Below are 17,762 nucleotides of genomic sequence, written 5' to 3'. Positions count from 1 at the left end.
AACGGTCAGTGGGCCCTGGCACGAGTTTCACGGCAGCCGGACCTGCTCCCACACTAGCCACGCCCCCGGACGATTGCTTCCCTCTGTTAACACAGGGACATATGGCCTTGATCACGTGACCGCTGCCGCAGGGCCGATACCGGTATTCTTTCTGGGGACAGACCAGCAGAACGGACCACTTTGGTACAGATCGAACAGCTCGCCGCGCGCACGCCGGCGGTTTCCGTGGATGACCTCCTTAAGGGGTTTTATCCTTCGCCACGATTCGGTGCGGTCTCCTTCGGCAGCTACCGCCCCGATCCCTCCCAGCCAAGCCAGGCGGCAGCGGTCCGTGCCCTCGAAGGTTTCGCTGCCGGCGTGGGCGCGCGGGATGGCGACGGCCTCTTCAAACGCCTCTTTGCCAAGAAGGACACGTCCCGGGCCGGCATCTACCTGGACGGCGGATTCGGCGTCGGCAAGACGCACCTCCTGGCGTCCCTCTGGCACGCGACGCCGGGCCCGAAGGCTTTCGGCACCTTTGTTGAGTACACCAACCTCGTGGGAGCGCTGTCCTTCCGGAAGACGGTGGAAGCGCTCAGTCACTACAAGCTCGTCTGCATTGACGAATTCGAGCTCGACGATCCGGGCGATACCGTCCTCATGTCCCGACTGATGCGGGAACTGGCCGACGCCGGCGTCAAGCTGGCAGCGACGTCCAATACGCTTCCGGGTTCGCTGGGCGACGGCCGCTTCGCCGCCGTCGACTTCCAACGCGAGATCCAGGTTCTGGCCGATCAGTTCGACGTGGTGAGGATCGACGGCGAGGACTTCCGCCACCGCGGCCTGCCGGCGGCTCCATTGCCTTTGCGCAATGACGAACTCCACCATCACATGAAGGCGGAGTTCGACGGCAAGACTGTGGCCAGGGATGACTTCAAGACCCTCATTGCCCACCTCGCTGGCGTCCACCCGAGCCGCTATCGGCAATTGATTGACGGCATCGATGGAGTGGTGTGGCGCGATGTCGACACCATCACGGAACAGGCAGTTGCCCTGCGGTTCGTGGTCCTCGCGGACAGACTGTATGACAAGGACGTCCCCATCCTCGCCAGCGGCGTTCCTTTCGACCGCCTCTTTACAGAGGAAATGATGACCGGCGGTTACATGAAGAAGTACTTCCGCGCCGTCTCACGTCTGACAGCCCTGGCGCGCGAGGGTCAAAACCACGAGCCCTCGTAGAGGCAGTGCCCTCGTAGGGCCTGCTGAACGCCGAAGGGCCGGTTAAACGCCGAAGGTGCCGGCACCGCCTCTCGGCGGGACCGACACCTCGCTGACGTACCTAGTTGGGTCAGAGGCCCTGCTGTCGGGGTTCCCCGGCTACAGGTGGCTCACCGTCGACGTGGGGATCATCGGCTGCAGGCGCCGCATCGGGCTGCCCGTTCGCCTTGTCCACGAGGCCGGCTGCACCTTGCTGGACGGAATCGATCTTGTCGGCGTACTTTCCACCGGTTTTGGTATCGATGAAGTCACCGGCTTTGCCGATGCCGTCCTTGATGGCTTCTTCTTTGCCACCAATAAGTTGCTGAGCCTTGCCCTTTAGATCGTCAAGTAATCCCACGGGCACCTCCCTTCAGTCGCGGAGCCAGATCGCTCCTGGCCTTTCGATCCTAACCGCGGAGGTTGGAGGTGCCAACCGCTATGGGCGTTTTGACAGCAAAAAAGCAGCTCCGAGGGAGCTGCTTTCATGAGTGGGCGATACTGGGATCGAACCAGTGACCTCTTCCGTGTCAGGGAAGCGCGCTACCGCTGCGCCAATCGCCCGCGGAATGAGTAACGCGGATTAAAAGAAAAGAGAGCGGACGACGAGATTCGAACTCGCGACATCCACCTTGGCAAGGTGGTGCTCTACCAGCTGAGCTACGTCCGCACATGTAGATCGTTGCGCTTGATCGGCGTTCTACAACAAGCAATCAGAATTGCTCTGGTGGGCGATACTGGGATCGAACCAGTGACCTCTTCCGTGTCAGGGAAGCGCGCTACCGCTGCGCCAATCGCCCATTGCCATCCAGCCTGAACCGGAAACCATGGTTTTCACCGAGGTGGGTACGGGATTCGAACCCGTGTATACGGCTTTGCAGGCCGCTGCCTCGCCTCTCGGCCAACCCACCGTGTTAGCACGATTCCGAAGAACCCTTGCCGTGACAGTGTCCTGCGAGCGGACGACGAGATTCGAACTCGCGACATCCACCTTGGCAAGGTGGTGCTCTACCAGCTGAGCTACGTCCGCAGTTTGGAGCTTTGATTCGGTGCCCTGAGGGGCATTTCCTCGCGTTCCAACGAGTAAAAACTCTATAGGAGGTTCAATGATTCTCCAAATCGCTTCCCCACCCCCGGACACAAATGCCGCTGATTCCTTGATATCTAGGGGGTTTCGACTAATTACAGCCATGTAATTCCCTCTGTCTTTGCCCGACTTCAAAGTGGAATAATGGTGTCAGGAAGCCGATTTCTAAATTTGACCGGACTGGGCTAGCATTCAAAGGCATTGGGGCGATTGGCGCAGTGGTAGCGCGCTTCGTTCACACCGAAGAGGTCACTGGTTCGAACCCAGTATCGCCCACCCCGAAGGCCCGTTCCGTTCTTGCAGCGGAACGGGCCTTTTTTGTGTTTCTTCCGGTGGTCCAGACGGTTTCAGTGAGCTGGACTTCCTGTCGGTCCTTTGTGAAAGAGTTGATACATGACCGCTCCACTGCTTGCCCACGCCACGGATTATGGCCGTATGTACGCCCGGTCCACTACCGCGGAGTTTTCTGTTCCGTCCATCACCACCGTCATAGGCCAACAGCCTCACGGCCTGGATGGATGGTTCGGCTATATGGGTGCCAGCAGCCTTGCCAGCGACCCCCTGCTCCCAGGCATTCTGGGCAGCCCGGCGCAGGTACGGCAGGCGGTCAACAGGGCGGCCCGTGCAGCGGAGGCGTACCGGGATGTCGCCGCCAAACGTGGTGACCGTGTTCATGATTACTGCGAGCAGGTGGCTTTACGGGCCCTAGGGAGGCCGCACCGGATGAAGGAAACGCGTGAGGCCCTGGCCGCAAACGGCGAGGAAGCCTTTGCCGCCCGGTTTGATGAATGGTGGGAGCTGTACCGCGTTGAGCCCATCGCGCCGGAGATCACCGTCTGGAACCAAACAGTCGGCTATGCGGGAACGCTGGATCTGGTAGCGCGAATCAACGGCCGGACCTGCCTCATCGATTACAAAACCAAGGGCACCACCAGGGATGGAACGGTCAAGCCCCTGGACGACAAAGTGGTGATGCAGCTGGTGGCAGGGATGAAGGCTGAAGAGAGCCTCGTGGACGCTGTGGCCGGCGAATGGGAGCCCTGGAAGCACGGTGAAGCACCGGTCCTCCTGGCAGTCGCCCTGGGTGAGACTGAAGTCCGTCCCCAGCGGGCCAACCCCGAGGTCCTCAAACATCATTGGTGGAAGTTCTGCGCACTGCGTCGGGTCTGGGAAATGGCCGCTGACACAGGAAGTGCCGGAAATGCACTGCTGCCTGTGGCCCCGCCGGTGTCTCCCTGATCAGCCTCTCCACTTCCCTGGCCGGCACACCGCGCCCTCCTGACAGCTGTGCCATCTAAACTGGATGGGATCCCATCCTTCTCCACCGTGAGGAAAGACTGCCCATGGCCATTCTGAACATTCGCATCATCGGCGATCCTGTGCTCCGCACCGTGGCCGATCCCGTGACGGAATTCGGACCTGACCTTGAAAAGCTGGTCGCTGACATGGTGGAAACCATGGAGGACGTTGACGGTGCAGGACTTGCTGCGCCGCAGGTCGGTGTCAGCCTCCGTGTTTTCACCTACCGCATCGGCGGAGTCGAAGGGCACATTATCAACCCGGTCCTGGAAAACAGTGACGACTTCCAGACGGACGAAGTGGAAGGTTGCCTCTCCATTCCCGGGCTCGGGTTCCCTGTCCGCCGTCATCGGGCCACCAAGGCAACAGGAGTAGACCTGAACGGCAACCCGGTGGTCGTAGAGGCTGAGGGCATGCTGGCCCGCTGCTTCCAGCACGAGACTGACCACCTTGACGGCGTGCTCTTCACCGACCGTCTTGAAGGCGAAGACCGCAAGAGTGCCCTCCGGGCTATCCGCGCAGCCAACTATCACTTTGTTGCCGAACAAACCACCGCCAAGCGGGCGCGGACCGTGGGTTCCAGCTTCGGCGCAGGTTCCGGAACAGCCGGATGAGGGTTCTCTTCGCCGGAACGCCGGCGGTGGCCGTGCCGTCATTGGACGCACTGCTTGCTGCCGGGTTTGACGTCGTCGCCGTACTCACGCGACCCGATGCTCCCCTTGGCCGAAAGCGCGTGCTGACTCCCTCTCCGGTCGCAGCCCGGGCCGCCGAACTGGGGATTGGCGTGATTCACGCTGCCAAGGTGGATGCTGAGGTTACTGCCAAGATCGCGGAACTGAAACCGGATGTGGCCGCAATCGTGGCCTATGGCGGGCTCATTCCCCGTGCGGCACTGGATGTCCCACAACACGGATGGATCAATCTGCACTTCTCCCTGCTGCCGGCATGGCGTGGTGCCGCGCCGGTCCAGCACGCTGTCATTGCCGGTGATGACGTGACCGGGGCCGTGACCTTTCTGCTCGAAGAGGGCCTGGACACGGGACCTGTATTTGGCACCCTCACCGAAAAGGTGCACGACGACGACACCTCCGGCGCGCTGCTGGAGCGGCTATCACACAGCGGAGCCGTACTCCTCGCCCAGACGCTTTCTGCAGTGCAGGCCGGAGCCGCTGCTGCCGTGCCGCAGAGCGGGGACGTCTCGCTCGCACCGAAGCTCACCATTGACGACGCACGCCTCGACTGGCATCAGCCGGCTCTTGCCCTTGGCAGGAGGGCGCGTGGCGTTACCCCTGAGCCGGGAGCGTGGACCACCTTGGACGGCCAGAGGTTGAAGCTCGAGCCCGTCGTGCTGCGCCCGGATACGCTTGACCTGGAACCAGGCAAGGTGGCCCTGAGGGAAAAGGCTGTGCTGGTAGGTACCGGCTCGCACGCTGTGGAATTAACGAGGGTCCAACCTTCGGGCAAGAAAATAATGACCGCCACCGATTGGGTGCGCGGACAGACTTCACTGGAAAGCATGGTGTTCGAATGAGCGGGTCCGGCACAGGCGGCAACGGCCGTGGGCAGCGCAGCGGCGGGCAACAGAGCGGTGGGCCACGGAGCGGCGGGCAGCGGGGCAGCGCAGCCGGGGGCAGCCAGCGGAACGCGCAGGGCCGGGAACGGAACCGGACATCGCAGCGCAGCTTCACGGAAAACGCGCCTTCGCAGCGCACCCGCCGTGCCGATCCCGCGCGTCTGGTGGCCTTCGAAGTACTCCGCGCTGTTGCGTCCGAGGATGCTTATGCGAACCTTGTCCTCCCCTCCCGGATCCGGCATCACGGGCTGGACAAGCGCGACGCCGGATTCGCCACCGAACTGAGCTATGGTGCCCTCCGCGGACAGGGGACTTACGACGCCGTTTTGGCCCGCTGCGTTGACCGTCCCCTCGACCAGCTAGATCCGGCAATCCTCGACGCCCTCCGGATCGGAGCTCATCAGCTGTTGGCGATGCGCGTCCCTGCGCACGCTGCCCTGGATCAGACAGTCGGCCTGGCCCGGGCTGTTATCGGAGCCGGGCCGTCCACGCTCATCAATGCCGTCTTGCGGAAGGTTTCTGCCCGGAGCCTCGATGAATGGCTCGAGGAACTCCTTCGGGACCAGAAGGACGAGACCACCATTGCATCAGTCCGCCATGCCCATCCTGAGTGGATCGTCCGGGCATTGAGGCAATCCTTGGTGGCACATGGACGGCCTGTGACGGAAATTACCGCGCTGCTTGAGGCGGACAACGCGGCTCCTGTGGTCAATCTTGTGGCTTTGCCCGGCTTGGGAAGCCTTGATGAAGCGCTCCAGAATGGAGCGACCCCAGGCGAGCTCGTTGAGGACTCCGCACTTTCCAGCGGGGGAGACCTCGGCAGGCTTGCGTCCATCAGGGAAGGCAGCACCAGGGTCCAGGACGCAGGATCCCAGTTGGTTGCCCGTGCGCTGGCCGCCGTCGATCTCCAGGACAACCGTGCCAGCGGGGACGATGCCGGCAACACTGGCACTGCCGGTTCGGAGCATGGAGAACTCTGGCTGGATCTTTGTGCCGGACCCGGCGGAAAGGCAGCCCTGCTGGGAGCCCTCGCCAACCAAAGCGGTGCACGCCTGTTGGCCAACGAACCCCTGCCGCATCGGGCCAAGCTGGTCCGCCAGGCGTTGTCGGTTGTGCCGGGCGACGTCTGGGAGGTCCGCACCGGGGACGGCCGGGAGCTCGGCAGCGAACAGCCCGAGACGTTCGATCGGATCCTCGTCGATGTTCCCTGCAGCGGGTTGGGTGCCCTGCGGCGCCGTCCCGAATCACGCTGGCGCCGTTCACCGAAGGACCTTGCGGATCTGGGGCCGCTGCAGCGGGATTTGCTGAAGTCGGCCCTGGCTGCGGTCAAACCAGGCGGGGTGGTGGCTTACGTGACGTGCTCGCCGCACCCGGCCGAAACCACCGCCGTGGTCAGCGATGCCCTGCGCAAGCGTGATGACCTGGAATTGCTGGATGCCGGAGCCGTGCTGGACAACGTGAGCCTGACCGGTCATTTGGAGGCCGGGCATGAGGGGACGGCGCAGTTATGGCCTCACCTGCACGCAACGGACGCCATGTTCCTTGCCCTTATCCGGAAGAAGTCCTGACACCGGGATTGCCGTGAGCATCCAACCCGGAAGTACTCTCAACTGAAAACTGCTTGGCCGTTGTTGGTTTGGCAGTGCCCTTACGTGAAAGGACATTCACATGGCCCAGTGCTGTATCAATCCCAGCATTCTCTCGGCGGACTTCGTGAACCTCGAGGCCGAGCTTCAGCGCATCAGCAACGCCGACGCCGTGCATGTTGACGTTATGGACAACCACTTCGTCCCCAACCTGACCATCGGCCTGCCCGTGGTGCAGCGGATCCAGGCCGTCAGTCCGGTGCCGCTGGACGCCCACCTGATGATCAACGACGCCGACCGCTGGGCCCCGGCCTACGCCGACGCAGGAGTGGCTTCCGTGACCTTCCACGTCGAAGCCTCGATCGCCCCGATCAAACTTGCCCGTGAACTGCGGGCGAGGGGTGCCAAGGCAGGAATGGCCTTACGGCCGGGAACGCCGGTAGAGCCGTACCTGGACATGTTGCCGGAACTGGACCTGCTCCTCATCATGACAGTGGAGCCGGGCTTTGGCGGCCAGTCTTTCCTGGACCTCACGCTGCCCAAGATCCGCCGGGCACGGGCTGCCATCGACGGAGCGGGCACCGGTGTGGCCTTGCAGGTGGACGGCGGCATCACGGAAGAAACCATCATCCGCGCAGCAGAAGCCGGAGCGAATGTCTTTGTGGCAGGTTCCGCGGTTTACGGCGCCGAGGACCCGTCCGAAGCCGTGGAACGGCTCCGGAAGGCCGGTAGCCGGTAGCCGACTTAGCGGGCTCAGCATTTACGACGAAAACAATTCTCCCTGTGACGCACTCTGACGGGAATACCCGGGCGGGCAGTGAGGTTGTGACAGAATAACAACACACAAATACGTGCTCCGGGGTCGGTGTAAGTCCGAACCGGCGGTGACAGTCCGCGACCCGCGAGCCGGTGCTTTCTTTTCGAAGGCTTCCGGCGGACGGTTGAATCGGTGAAATTCCGGTACCGACAGTTAAAGTCTGGATGAGAGAAGCACGTACGGCTGTTTCTGTGGCGCTTTAAGGCGCCACAGACTTTGCTGTCGTATACCCCCGGAGCCCACGCGGTTTTCGAGGGAAGGAACGACACGCAGGTGGTCTCAGACGCTGAATTCACGCCCGCTGAAATGGCGGCCATGGAGCGTGCCTTGGCGGAGGCGCTCAAGGGACCCCGTGGGGTGAACCCCTTGGTGGGCGCGGTAATTCTCGATGCTCACGGCCGGCAGATTGCAACGGGCTATCACCGCGGCGCCGGAACCCCCCATGCCGAGGCCGATGCCATTGCCCAGGCTGGTTCGCAGGGGCTGGATCTCGCGGGCACCACCATGGTGGTCACTCTTGAACCCTGCAATCACTGTGGACGTACCGGTCCCTGCGCCCAGGCAATCATCGATGCCCGCATGGCCAAGGTCATTTATGCCGTGGATGATCCCCATGATCCGGCTGCCGGCGGCGCGGCCACGCTGCTGGCGGCGGGAGTCAAGGTACTTTCCGGGCTGAATGCGGAGGGCGCCTTTGACCTGAACCGCAGATGGTTCGAGGCCGTACTGTCTAAGCGGCCCTTCGTCACGCTCCACATCGCCCAGACCCTCGACAGCCGGATTGCAGCCCAGGACGGCACCAGCCAGTGGATTTCGAGTCCGGAGTCCCTGGCGGACAACCACAGCACCCGCGGGCGCATCGATGCCATCCTTGTGGGCACCCAGACAGTCATGATTGACAACCCCCGGCTAACTGCCAGGAACTCCGCCGGTGAGCCCGAAGGCAGGCAACCGCTGCGAGCCGTCATGGGGCTCCGGAACATTCCGGAGGATGCCGCTATTCACGGAGACGACGGCCGTGTCTTCCATCTCGCCACAAGGGACCCCCGCCAGGCCCTGGACAGCCTCTTTGCCGCCGGAGTCCGCCATCTGATGGTGGAGGGCGGCTCCCGCATCCTCAGCGCTTTCCTGACAGCCGGGCTAGTGGATGAACTCATTGTTTACCTCGCACCCACGCTGCTGGGATCCGGCACCGCGGCTCTGGGCGACCTCGGCATCACAACCCTCTCCGATGCCCAGCATTGGGAATGGGATCCCGCAGGAGGCGGAGCCGTTCAGTCCCTGGGCCGGGATCTTCGGCTGCATCTTCGCCCTGCCGGCTCAAAAACATCTGCCGGCTCACCCATCACCGAACTTTCCACGGCAACTACCGATTCAACCGTGCACCTGACAGGTGCCGGCAGCGCAGCAGGAGGCTATTGATGTTTACCGGAATTATCGCCGAACAGGGCAAAGTACTGTCCGTGAAAAGGGGAGAGGGAAGCGCAACCCTCCGTCTGCAGGCGCCCGGGACCACCGAGGGTCTTGCTCTGGGCGGGTCAATTGCAGTGAACGGCGTATGCCTGACTGCCACTGAGATCGTTGGCAAGGAGTTCAGCGTCGACGTTATGGGCGAGACCCTGGTCAGGAGCACGATTGGCGGGTTGCAGGCCGGGGACGCCGTCAACCTTGAGCGGTGTGTTCCCGCCGGTGGGCGCTTGGACGGTCACGTCGTCCAAGGCCACGTAGACGGTGTGGGCAGCCTGAAGGAACGGGAATCCCTGGAAAACTGGGACCGGCTGAGGTTTGAAGTGCCTCCCGCCCTGGCAAGGTACATCGCCGAGAAGGGGTCAATAGCGGTCGACGGCGTATCCCTCACCGTTACTGCGGTCAGCTCCGCCCAGGATCCGGCGCCCTGGTTTGAGGTGGGACTGATCCCCACAACATTGGCGGAGACAGGTCTGGGAGCAAAGACCATTGGGGGCCCGGTGAACCTGGAGGTTGATGTGCTCGCAAAGTACACCGAGCGGCTGTTGGCATTCTCCCTGCCGGCGGCACAGGAGCAAACCGCATCGGCGTCCCAGGCAGTGGATACGGAGGTTTCGCTGTGAGCCCGGCCTTCCCCGCGCCTGGCCACCCGCTGGATCTCGCTGCCCCCGTCGAATTGGATGCTGCTCCTGCCCGGTTGGACAGTATTGAAGTAGCCGTACAGGCGATCGCCGCGGGCAGACCCGTAATTGTGGTGGACAATGAGGACCGCGAAAATGAAGGCGACATCATTTTCGCGGCGGAATTTGCCACGCCGGCTCTCATGGGCTGGACCGTCCGCTACAGCTCGGGAGTCATTTGTGTTCCCCTCGACGGTGCCCGCGCTGACGCCCTGGCCTTGCCGCCGATGGTGGAAGTCAACGAGGACGCCAAGGGGACTGCCTACACTGTCTCCTGTGATGCGGCAGTAGGCGTGAGCACAGGAATTTCCGCGTCAGACCGTGCCCTGACTGCCAGGGTGCTGGCCGATCCTGCCAGCACGCCGGCCTCGCTTACACGTCCCGGGCATGTTTTTCCGCTTCGGGCCGTTGAGGGGGGTGTACGGGAACGTCCGGGCCATACGGAAGCAGCTGTCGAGCTGTGCCGGCTGGCAGGACTGTCACCCGTGGGTGTAATTGCAGAGTTGGTGTATGACAACGGAGAGATGATGCGGCTGGATGGACTGCGCGTTTTTGCTGCAGAACATGGTTGCCCGCTTATCTCGATCGAGGACCTTGTGAGCTATCTGGGTAATGGGGAACACAGTAGGCGGGCATCGGTTCCGGCCGGAAAAGAGGAGAAATAATGACGGCTTCGAAAGTCCAGAAGGCAGCTAACGGCGCAGAGCCGCACCCGGTCAGCGGTGGCCCGGTGGTCCAGCTTCCCGGCGAGTTCGGCGGTTTGGTTGCCCAGGCATGGATTGACCTCGAAACCGGTGCCGAGCACCTGGCAGTGAGCTCTCCCATTCCGCCCACCGATGGGCAGGCACCCCTGGTGCGGCTGCACTCGGAATGCCTCACGGGCGACGTCTTCGGATCCTACCGCTGCGACTGCGGTGAACAACTCGCTTATGCGCTGGAGATGATCAACGAATACGGCGGGACGTTGCTGTACCTCCGCGGGCAGGAAGGCCGCGGCATCGGCCTTGCGAACAAGATCAAGGCCTACGCCCTTCAGGAGGCCGGACTGGACACCGTAGAAGCCAACGAGCAACTGGGGTTGCCCGTTGACGCCCGTTGCTACAAGGCTGCGGCGCAGATCCTGGCGGAAATGGGACTCACCAAAATCCGGCTCCTGAGCAACAACCCTGATAAGCAGAACAGGTTGGCCAAGGCGGGCGTCACAGTGGTGGAGATGGTTCCCACCGAGGTTCCCTCCCGCGAGCAGAACATCCGGTACCTCCAGACCAAGAAGGATCGGATGGACCACCGGCTTGTCCTTGGCGCCGAATCGGCCACCGTTCCCGCAGGAGCCGCGGGCCTGCCCTCCACCCCCTTTGACCACGAACAGGACTGAGCCGGCCCTCGGCCCGAACTGGCGCAGGCTGAACGGCCTGGTCAAAACTGAACCCTGTCAAAACTGAACATCAAGACTCACCACCACAACTGAACGGAACCTCGCAATGAGCGGACACGGCGCGCCCGAAATCGACTTGACCACCCTGAACCCCGACGAAACGTCACGCCTGAAACTGGCGATCGTTGCTGCGAGCTGGCACACGCAGATCATGGACGGCCTGCTCGACGGTGCGCTTCGAGCCGCCAAAGAGGCCGGCATCAGCGAGCCGACCGTCCTCCGGGTACCCGGCAGCTTCGAGCTTCCCGTCGCCGCTGCCCGGCTGGCGCCGCACTTTGACGCCGTCGTTGCACTCGGTGTGGTGATCAGGGGAGGCACACCCCACTTTGATTACGTTTGCCAGGCGGCCACCATGGGTCTGACCGATGTCAGCGTCAAAACCGGGGTCCCGGTGGGATTCGGTGTGCTGACCTGTGACACGGAACAGCAAGGCCTGGACCGGGCCGGCCTTCCCGGTTCCTCGGAGGACAAGGGCCATGAAGCCGTGACGGCTGCCCTCGCAACGGCAGTGACCCTGAGCCAGTACCGGTAACGAGCCGTTTGTGCTTTCTGTCACAACGCCGTCGTCATGCTACGGCCCGGCAGGCGCTCTCCAGCCTTGAGCAAGTAGGCTGGAGGGCGTGAAGAATTTCGAGACGCTGTTTGCAGAACTCAGTGAGAAGGCTGCAACACGCCCGCCCGGCTCCCGCACGGTCGCTGAACTGGAGTCCGGGGTCCACGGCATCGGCAAGAAGGTCGTCGAAGAGGCAGCGGAAGTCTGGATGGCTGCTGAGTACGAATCCGACGAAGCAGCCGCTGAGGAGATCTCCCAGTTGCTCTACCACCTGCAGGTTCTGATGCTTGCCAAGGGACTAAGCCTGGAAGACGTTTACAAGCATCTTTAGCCGCCCCGCTGCGGTCATACCCTGCTTGAAACCGATTCCGTCCCCACCCAGAAAGATTCTCCTCCATGCTGCGAGTTGCCGTTCCCAATAAAGGATCCTTGTCCGAAGCCGCCTCCGAGATGCTCGCCGAGGCAGGCTACCGCCAGCGCCGCGATGGCGGCCGCGAACTCGTGCTGGTTGATCCGGACAACGATATTGAGTTCTTTTTCCTCCGCCCGCGCGACATCGCCGTGTATGTCGGGCAGGGAACGCTCGACGTCGGCATCACCGGCAGGGACCTGCTGCTGGACGCTGAGGTAGAGGCTGAGGAACTCCTGGGCCTCGGGTTTGCCGCGTCCACCTTCCGCTTCGCTGGGCCCGTCGGTGATTTCGACGCCGTCGAGCAGCTTGAGGGAAAGCGGCTGGCGACGAGCTACGACGGCCTCCTGCGGGGATACCTCGCCGAGCGCGGCATCAACGCCAAAGTGGTACGGCTCGACGGCGCCGTCGAGTCCTCTGTGAGGCTCGGCGTCGCGGACGCCATTGCCGACGTCGTGGAAACCGGGACCACGCTCAAGGCCGCCGGGATGGAAATCTTCGGGGAACCGATCCTGCTCTCCGAGTCGGTACTCATCGGCCGCAAGGGTGAAAAGAATCCGGCGGCTGACGTCTTGATCCGCCGCCTCCAGGGTGTTCTCGTGGCGCGTCAGTACGTGCTGATGGATTACGACGTCCGTAAGGAGCTTGTGGAGGAGGCGGCGGCGCTGACGCCCGGCCTTGAGTCTCCCACTGTCTCCCCGCTGCGGGACTCGGACTGGGTGGCTGTGCGCTCCATGGTGCCGAAGAAGGATACCAACCGGATTATGGACGAGCTATACGACATGGGTGCCCGTGCCATCCTCGTCAGCAGCATCCACGCCTGCCGTATCTGAGCCCCTCGTCCACAGAGTTTCCTTCAGTAATTTTCAGGAGAAGTCATGGCTGTAGCCGTTCGCGTTATCCCATGCCTGGACGTTGATGCCGGCCGTGTGGTCAAGGGCATCAATTTCGAAGGCCTTCGCGATGCCGGGGACCCGGTTGAGCTCGCACACCGCTACGACAACGGCAGCGCCGACGAACTCACATTCCTTGATGTCACGGCGTCCTCAGGCAACCGCGAAACGACCTTCGACGTCGTGCGCCAAACCGCCGAAGAAGTCTTTATCCCGTTGACAGTAGGCGGCGGCGTCCGCGGCGTCGCAGAGGTGGACAAGCTTCTGCGTTACGGGGCCGACAAGGCGTCCATCAATACAGCAGCGGTAGCCCGGCCCGACGTCGTGGATGAGATCACCAGGCATTTCGGCTCCCAGGTGCTGGTGCTGTCCTTGGATGCACGGCGTAACCGGCCCGGCTCCAAACCGACCCCGTCCGGCTTCGAAGTGACAACCCACGGCGGCCGGCAGGGGACCGGAATCGACGCCATCGCCTGGGCCAAGGAAGCAGCGGACCGCGGAGTAGGAGAAATCCTGCTTAACTCCATCGATGCCGACGGCACCAAAGACGGCTTCGACCTGGAGCTCATCCGTCTGGTCCGTGCCGCAGTCCGGGTTCCCATCATCGCGTCCGGCGGAGCGGGCGAGCCGGCGCACTTCCCGCCGGCCGTGGCCGCGGGGGCAGACGCAGTCCTGGCCGCGTCGATCTTCCACTTCGGACCCGATGACATGATTTCGCAGGTTAAGACGGCCATCCGCGAAGCCGGTTTCGAAGTCCGCTGAGCCCCACCTGCCCCGCAGGTGGGCTAGAGGCCGACTTCTGCTGACTGGAGGAGCGCGACGGCGTCGGGCTGGCCTTCAAAAGTTACGAGGGCGTGTTTTGTCCGGCCATGCGCATGCATCAGCAACTCACCCGGTTCCCCGACGATCGCAACTGAAACGGGTGCGCGCTTGGCAACGTGCCGCGGGCCTGAGGGGCGCACCAGCACCACACCGAGGTCCACGCCGCGGTAGAGAATGGCAGCACGCTTAACGAGTTCGTCCCAGAGTGCGTCAGAGTATTCGGCGTCCAAGGCACGGGGTGCCCAGCGGTCCACTGCGCGGCGCACATCTTCGGTGTGGACGAAGTACTCAATAAGGTTTGAGCTTTCGTCCAGCGCCGGAATGTTCATGGGGGAGAGAACCGGAGGACCGGCCCGGAAGGTGTTGACCAACCGGTTGTAGTCTTCGGTGGTTTTGAGCTTGGCCGCCAGTTTCGCCGTCGCTTTGTCCGAGGCTTTTGCCAGGCGCTTGAACAGGAGCCCCAGTCCGACGGCGGCCTTCCGCTCGCGCAGATAGAGGTGCGCGGCGAGATCCCGGGTTTGCCATCCGGTGCAGAGCGTGGGGGAGTCAGGACCGGCCGCCAGCAGGGTCTCGGCCAGAACTTCTCGGGACGGTTCGACGAAATGCATCACTTGTGAAAGTAGCACGAGAGGGCCGGACACGCGCAGTGGAACCGCCGCCTCGGCTGGTGCTGATCTTCACACTTATGGCAGGCACTAGACTTGACCTGATGTCTGAGCAGCCCGCCCCCGCCCCGCGCGCGTCAAACCCGCCCGTTTCCAAGCCTGTAGCCGAGTCTGGTTCAACAGCTGGTCCGTCTCCACAGGCCAGCGATCTTCCGGTCGAAATTGCTGCTGCCCTCAAGCGTGACAGTGCCGGCCTGGTGGCGGCCGTCGTGCAACAGTTCGATACGAATGAAGTGCTCATGCTGGGCTGGATGGACGATGAAGCACTTCAGCGGACCTTGAGCACCGGGCGTGTGACGTTTTATTCACGCTCCCGCCAGGAGTACTGGCGCAAGGGAGACACCTCGGGGCATGTCCAATGGGTTAAGTCCGTTGCGATGGACTGTGACGGAGATGCCCTGCTGGTCCGCGTGGACCAGGTCGGTGCAGCCTGCCATACGGGAACGCGCACATGCTTCGACGGCCGCGAACTCGAGGCCGTGACAGGCAGCCCCTCCTGACAAGGACCTGAATCAGGACCGGCAGCACCCAGCACTTTCGAATTGTCACTCATAGAACAGGCGGAGAACCATAGCCATGCAGGACCTTGGAGTCATCAGCCCGGGCCTGGAGGAGTTCCGCGAACTCGCAGGCCACAGCCGCGTTATCCCTGTCCGGCTCAAGGTCCTGGCGGACGCTGAAACGCCCATCGGCTTGTACCGCAAGCTCGCGCAGGGCCAGCCAGGCACCTTCCTCATGGAATCGGCGGCCGTGGGTGGCTCGTGGTCCAGGTACTCCTTCATCGGCGCCAAATCCCGGGCCACCCTGACCACCAGGGACGGCCAGGCCCACTGGCTCGGCGAGCCGCCGAAGGGTGTCCCGGTCGACGGCAATCCCGTTGACGCTGTGCGGGACACCATTGAGGCGTTGCGGACGGACAGGTTCGACGGGCTGCCTCCCTTCACCTCGGGCCTGGTGGGATTCCTCGGCTGGGAAACCGTGCGCCACTGGGAGAAGCTCACCAGCCCTCCTGAGGATGATCTCCAGCTGCCCGAGATGGCGCTCAACCTGGTCACAGACATGGCCGTGCACGACAACACTGACGGCACGGTGCTGCTCATTGCCAATGCCATCAATTTCGACAATAGCTCCGAGCGCGTCGACGAAGCGTGGCACGACGCGGTCGCCCGCGTAAAGGCGCTGCTCAGCCGGGTCAGCACACCTGTACAGCAGCCCGTCTCCGTCCTCGAGCCTGCAGCCTTGGACTTCGCCTCCAGCGTGCAGGAACGATGGAACGAGCCCGAATATCTGGCCGCCATCGACCGCGGTAAGGAAGCAATCGTCGACGGCGAGGTCTTCCAGGTGGTCATTTCGCGCCGTTTCGAGATGGAATGCGATGCCAGCCCGCTCGACGTCTACCGCGTGCTCCGCAACACCAACCCCAGCCCGTACATGTACATCTTCAGCCTCGAGGATGCAGACGGGCGTGAATACTCGATCGTGGGTTCTTCCCCGGAGGCGCTGGTCACCGTGAACGGTGAGGAAGTCATCACCCACCCCATCGCCGGATCCCGTCCCAGGGGCAAGACGGTGGAGGCGGACAAAGCTCTGGCCGAGGAACTGCTGGCCGACCAGAAGGAGCGGGCCGAGCATCTGATGCTGGTTGACCTGTCCCGCAACGACCTCTCCAAAGTCTGTGTGGCCGGCACGGTGGATGTCACCCAGTTCATGGAGGTGGAGCGCTTCAGCCACATCATGCACCTCGTTTCCACAGTGGTTGGCAACCTCGCCCCCACGGCCAATGCCTATGACGTCCTGAAAGCAACTTTTCCGGCGGGAACGCTATCCGGTGCTCCCAAACCGCGAGCCCTGCGGCTGCTGGACGAACTCGAACCGCACCGTCGGGGCATTTACGGCGGAGTGGTGGGCTACATGGACTTTGCCGGAGATATGGACATGGCCATCACCATCCGGTCAGCCCTCCTCCGCGAGGGCCGCGCCTACGTCCAGGCCGGCGGCGGAATCGTTGCGGATTCGGTAAACCCCACCGAAGCCCTCGAAACCGTCAACAAGGCCGCCGCTCCTCTTCGGGCAGTCCACATAGCCGGCTCACTGCACAATATCCAGGAGGAAGGCGTGCCCGTTCGCGGCAGCGTCCCGCCGTCACCTGCTGCAACAGGTCCGGGCGTCTGATGAGTGGACTCGACAAGTCGGCGGGCTCGAACACTGCTTCGGGCTCGGGCCCCGCTGAAGGGCGCACCGATTCCACTGCCTCTGGAACCACGGCAAGAGAAACCAAGCCTGCACCGGCCTGGGCACGGAAATCGTTCCTCGTCCTGATCATTGCCCTGATGGCGTTGGCGGTGGTCGGAACCACCACCCAGACCTGGATAACCGTCCACCTGGATCCTGCCCAACTTGGCCAGGCAGTCGCCAGCCAGGACGGCTTGCCGGTCCAGGGGAGCAAAGCGGCAACACCGGTAACTGCACTTGCCATCGTCGCCCTGGCAGGCGGCCTGGCTGCGTCGATTGCCGGCAGGATCGCGCGCTGGATTATTACGGGAATTATCATCGCAGCTTCTGCGGGAATCCTGGCGGCGGCCCTGATTGTCCTCGCTGATCCGCTGGCTGCGTCGCAAGGGGCTATTGCGGCAGCAACCGGTATTTCCGGAAGCAATGTGGACGTGAGCGTTACGGCTTTCCCGGCCCTCGCCGTCGCCGCCGGAACAATGCTGGGGCTGAGCGCCTTGCTGATAATCCCGGCGAGCCGGTATTGGAAGGCGCGTACGCGCTTTGACGCCGCGGCGGCCGGCGCGAATTCTGAAGCCTCCGGTCCGGCTGACGAGATCGACAGCTGGGACAGGTTGTCAAAAGGCGACGACCCCACCTGAGCCGATGTCCAAGGCAGGGACAAAAAATGGCAGAATGTAAGCAGTATTCATCCTGAGGAGATTTTCATGAGCAAAGCCACTGTTTCCACATCCAAGTCAGGTTCGCCGGCAGGCGCCTCCGCCGCCGGTGTGGACCTCGGCGTTGACCACAGCGTTGAGCTCGGTCATGGCAACAGCCCGGCCGCGTGGACGTGCGTCATCGTGATGCTCGTTGGTGCACTCATCGCCTCCATTGCGTTCGTCATCTCCAGCACCTTCATCTTCATTGCCGGCGGGATTGTGATGCTGCTCGGCCTGATCCTCGGTTTCGCCATGCGCAAGGCAGGCTACGGCGTCGGCGGCAGCAAGCTGAAGAACTCCGGCCACTAGC

At 63.0% G+C, this 17,762-nt stretch carries 20 protein-coding genes, 6 tRNA genes and 1 riboswitch; of the genes, 19 read left to right on the top strand and 7 right to left on the bottom strand.

The annotated features are described in order from the left end of the window. Positions 1-180: 180 nt before the first annotated feature. Complete coding sequence (gene zapE / locus M1E02_RS12800) at positions 181-1,218, top strand: cell division protein ZapE (protein WP_479374638.1); 1,038 nt, start codon at positions 181-183, stop codon at positions 1,216-1,218. A 109-nt stretch (positions 1,219-1,327) separates the two neighbouring features. Here zapE and M1E02_RS12795 read toward each other — a convergent pair whose 3' ends face one another. The 6 genes from M1E02_RS12795 to M1E02_RS12770 form a co-directional block, all read right to left on the bottom strand. Next, positions 1,328-1,597: an antitoxin gene (locus tag M1E02_RS12795; protein WP_247044726.1), complete on the bottom strand. Its 270-nt coding sequence runs from the start codon at positions 1,595-1,597 to the stop codon at positions 1,328-1,330. A 131-nt stretch (positions 1,598-1,728) separates the two neighbouring features. Beyond that, positions 1,729-1,800, bottom strand: a tRNA-Val gene (locus M1E02_RS12790). A gap of 33 nt (positions 1,801-1,833) precedes the next feature. Then, positions 1,834-1,906: transfer RNA gene (locus M1E02_RS12785), tRNA-Gly, on the bottom strand. 55 nt (positions 1,907-1,961) lie between these two features. Further along, positions 1,962-2,036, bottom strand: a tRNA-Val gene (locus tag M1E02_RS12780). Between the two features lie 40 nt (positions 2,037-2,076). Next, a tRNA-Cys gene (locus tag M1E02_RS12775) sits at positions 2,077-2,147 on the bottom strand. A 46-nt stretch (positions 2,148-2,193) separates the two neighbouring features. Continuing rightward, positions 2,194-2,266: transfer RNA gene (locus tag M1E02_RS12770), tRNA-Gly, on the bottom strand. Between the two features lie 261 nt (positions 2,267-2,527). Between M1E02_RS12770 and M1E02_RS12765 the strand changes: the two genes are divergently transcribed. The 14 genes from M1E02_RS12765 (at position 2,528) to hisF (ending at position 13,797) form a co-directional block, all read left to right on the top strand. Then, positions 2,528-2,599, top strand: a tRNA-Val gene (locus M1E02_RS12765). Positions 2,600-2,716: 117 nt separating this feature from the next. Then, positions 2,717-3,562, top strand: coding sequence for a cytochrome (locus M1E02_RS12760; RefSeq protein ID WP_479374637.1), 846 nt, complete (start codon positions 2,717-2,719; stop codon positions 3,560-3,562). A gap of 104 nt (positions 3,563-3,666) precedes the next feature. Continuing rightward, the gene (def, locus tag M1E02_RS12755; protein ID WP_479374636.1) at positions 3,667-4,236 is read left to right on the top strand and encodes a peptide deformylase; all 570 of its coding nucleotides are present in this window, start codon (positions 3,667-3,669) and stop codon (positions 4,234-4,236) included. Then, the gene (gene fmt / locus M1E02_RS12750; RefSeq protein WP_479374635.1) at positions 4,233-5,153 is read left to right on the top strand and encodes a methionyl-tRNA formyltransferase; all 921 of its coding nucleotides are present in this window, start codon (positions 4,233-4,235) and stop codon (positions 5,151-5,153) included. The genes def and fmt overlap by 4 nt, the downstream gene beginning before the upstream one ends. Continuing rightward, complete coding sequence (locus M1E02_RS12745; protein WP_479374634.1) at positions 5,150-6,763, top strand: RsmB/NOP family class I SAM-dependent RNA methyltransferase; 1,614 nt, start codon at positions 5,150-5,152, stop codon at positions 6,761-6,763. The genes fmt and M1E02_RS12745 overlap by 4 nt, the downstream gene beginning before the upstream one ends. 100 nt (positions 6,764-6,863) lie before the next feature. After that, the gene (gene rpe / locus M1E02_RS12740; protein ID WP_479374633.1) at positions 6,864-7,520 is read left to right on the top strand and encodes a ribulose-phosphate 3-epimerase; all 657 of its coding nucleotides are present in this window, start codon (positions 6,864-6,866) and stop codon (positions 7,518-7,520) included. Between the two features lie 108 nt (positions 7,521-7,628). Beyond that, a riboswitch (FMN riboswitch) is annotated at positions 7,629-7,779 on the top strand. A 125-nt stretch (positions 7,780-7,904) separates the two neighbouring features. After that, complete coding sequence (gene ribD, locus M1E02_RS12735) at positions 7,905-9,020, top strand: bifunctional diaminohydroxyphosphoribosylaminopyrimidine deaminase/5-amino-6-(5-phosphoribosylamino)uracil reductase RibD (protein WP_479378148.1); 1,116 nt, start codon at positions 7,905-7,907, stop codon at positions 9,018-9,020. Continuing rightward, positions 9,020-9,688: a riboflavin synthase gene (locus tag M1E02_RS12730; RefSeq protein WP_479374632.1), complete on the top strand. Its 669-nt coding sequence runs from the start codon at positions 9,020-9,022 to the stop codon at positions 9,686-9,688. The genes ribD and M1E02_RS12730 overlap by 1 nt, the downstream gene beginning before the upstream one ends. Before the next feature lie 29 nt (positions 9,689-9,717). Next, entirely contained in the window at positions 9,718-10,410 is a 693-nt protein-coding gene (ribB, locus tag M1E02_RS12725) for a 3,4-dihydroxy-2-butanone-4-phosphate synthase (RefSeq protein WP_479378147.1), read from the top strand. Beyond that, a complete protein-coding gene (ribA, locus tag M1E02_RS12720) occupies positions 10,410-11,120 on the top strand; it encodes a GTP cyclohydrolase II (protein WP_479374631.1) in 711 nt (236 codons plus the stop codon). Before ribB ends, ribA begins: the two co-directional genes overlap by 1 nt. A gap of 106 nt (positions 11,121-11,226) precedes the next feature. Then, positions 11,227-11,712, top strand: coding sequence for a 6,7-dimethyl-8-ribityllumazine synthase (ribH, locus tag M1E02_RS12715; RefSeq protein ID WP_479374630.1), 486 nt, complete (start codon positions 11,227-11,229; stop codon positions 11,710-11,712). Positions 11,713-11,800: 88 nt separating this feature from the next. After that, positions 11,801-12,064, top strand: coding sequence for a phosphoribosyl-ATP diphosphatase (locus M1E02_RS12710; protein ID WP_247044674.1), 264 nt, complete (start codon positions 11,801-11,803; stop codon positions 12,062-12,064). Between the two features lie 65 nt (positions 12,065-12,129). Then, positions 12,130-12,975, top strand: coding sequence for an ATP phosphoribosyltransferase (gene hisG / locus M1E02_RS12705; RefSeq protein WP_479374629.1), 846 nt, complete (start codon positions 12,130-12,132; stop codon positions 12,973-12,975). Positions 12,976-13,020: 45 nt separating this feature from the next. Beyond that, on the top strand, positions 13,021-13,797 hold the full coding sequence (gene hisF, locus M1E02_RS12700) for an imidazole glycerol phosphate synthase subunit HisF (RefSeq protein WP_479374628.1): 777 nt from the start codon (positions 13,021-13,023) through the stop codon (positions 13,795-13,797). A gap of 23 nt (positions 13,798-13,820) precedes the next feature. Here the strand turns inward: hisF and M1E02_RS12695 are convergent, their stop codons facing one another. After that, positions 13,821-14,465 (bottom strand): TIGR03085 family metal-binding protein, encoded by a 645-nt coding sequence (locus M1E02_RS12695; RefSeq protein ID WP_479378146.1) that lies wholly within the window; start codon positions 14,463-14,465, stop codon positions 13,821-13,823. A 101-nt stretch (positions 14,466-14,566) separates the two neighbouring features. Between M1E02_RS12695 and hisI the strand changes: the two genes are divergently transcribed. The 4 genes from hisI to M1E02_RS12675 all read left to right on the top strand — a co-directional run bounded on the left by hisI (position 14,567) and on the right by M1E02_RS12675 (position 17,761). Next, positions 14,567-15,022 (top strand): phosphoribosyl-AMP cyclohydrolase, encoded by a 456-nt coding sequence (gene hisI, locus M1E02_RS12690; protein ID WP_479374627.1) that lies wholly within the window; start codon positions 14,567-14,569, stop codon positions 15,020-15,022. Between the two features lie 76 nt (positions 15,023-15,098). Next, positions 15,099-16,694, top strand: a complete 1,596-nt coding sequence (locus M1E02_RS12685) for an anthranilate synthase component I (RefSeq protein WP_479374626.1) — start codon at positions 15,099-15,101, stop codon at positions 16,692-16,694. After that, positions 16,694-17,392, top strand: a complete 699-nt coding sequence (locus tag M1E02_RS12680; protein ID WP_479374625.1) for a Trp biosynthesis-associated membrane protein — start codon at positions 16,694-16,696, stop codon at positions 17,390-17,392. The genes M1E02_RS12685 and M1E02_RS12680 overlap by 1 nt, the downstream gene beginning before the upstream one ends. A 66-nt stretch (positions 17,393-17,458) precedes the next feature. Next, positions 17,459-17,761, top strand: a complete 303-nt coding sequence (locus tag M1E02_RS12675; RefSeq protein WP_479374624.1) for an HGxxPAAW family protein — start codon at positions 17,459-17,461, stop codon at positions 17,759-17,761. The last annotated feature ends 1 nt before the right edge of the window (position 17,762 follow it).

It is taken from the genome of Arthrobacter sp. Z5-13 (assembly GCF_056499105.1).
The sequence above is the reverse complement of the archived record's forward strand: the minus strand, read 5'-3'. Positions and strand labels throughout refer to the sequence as shown.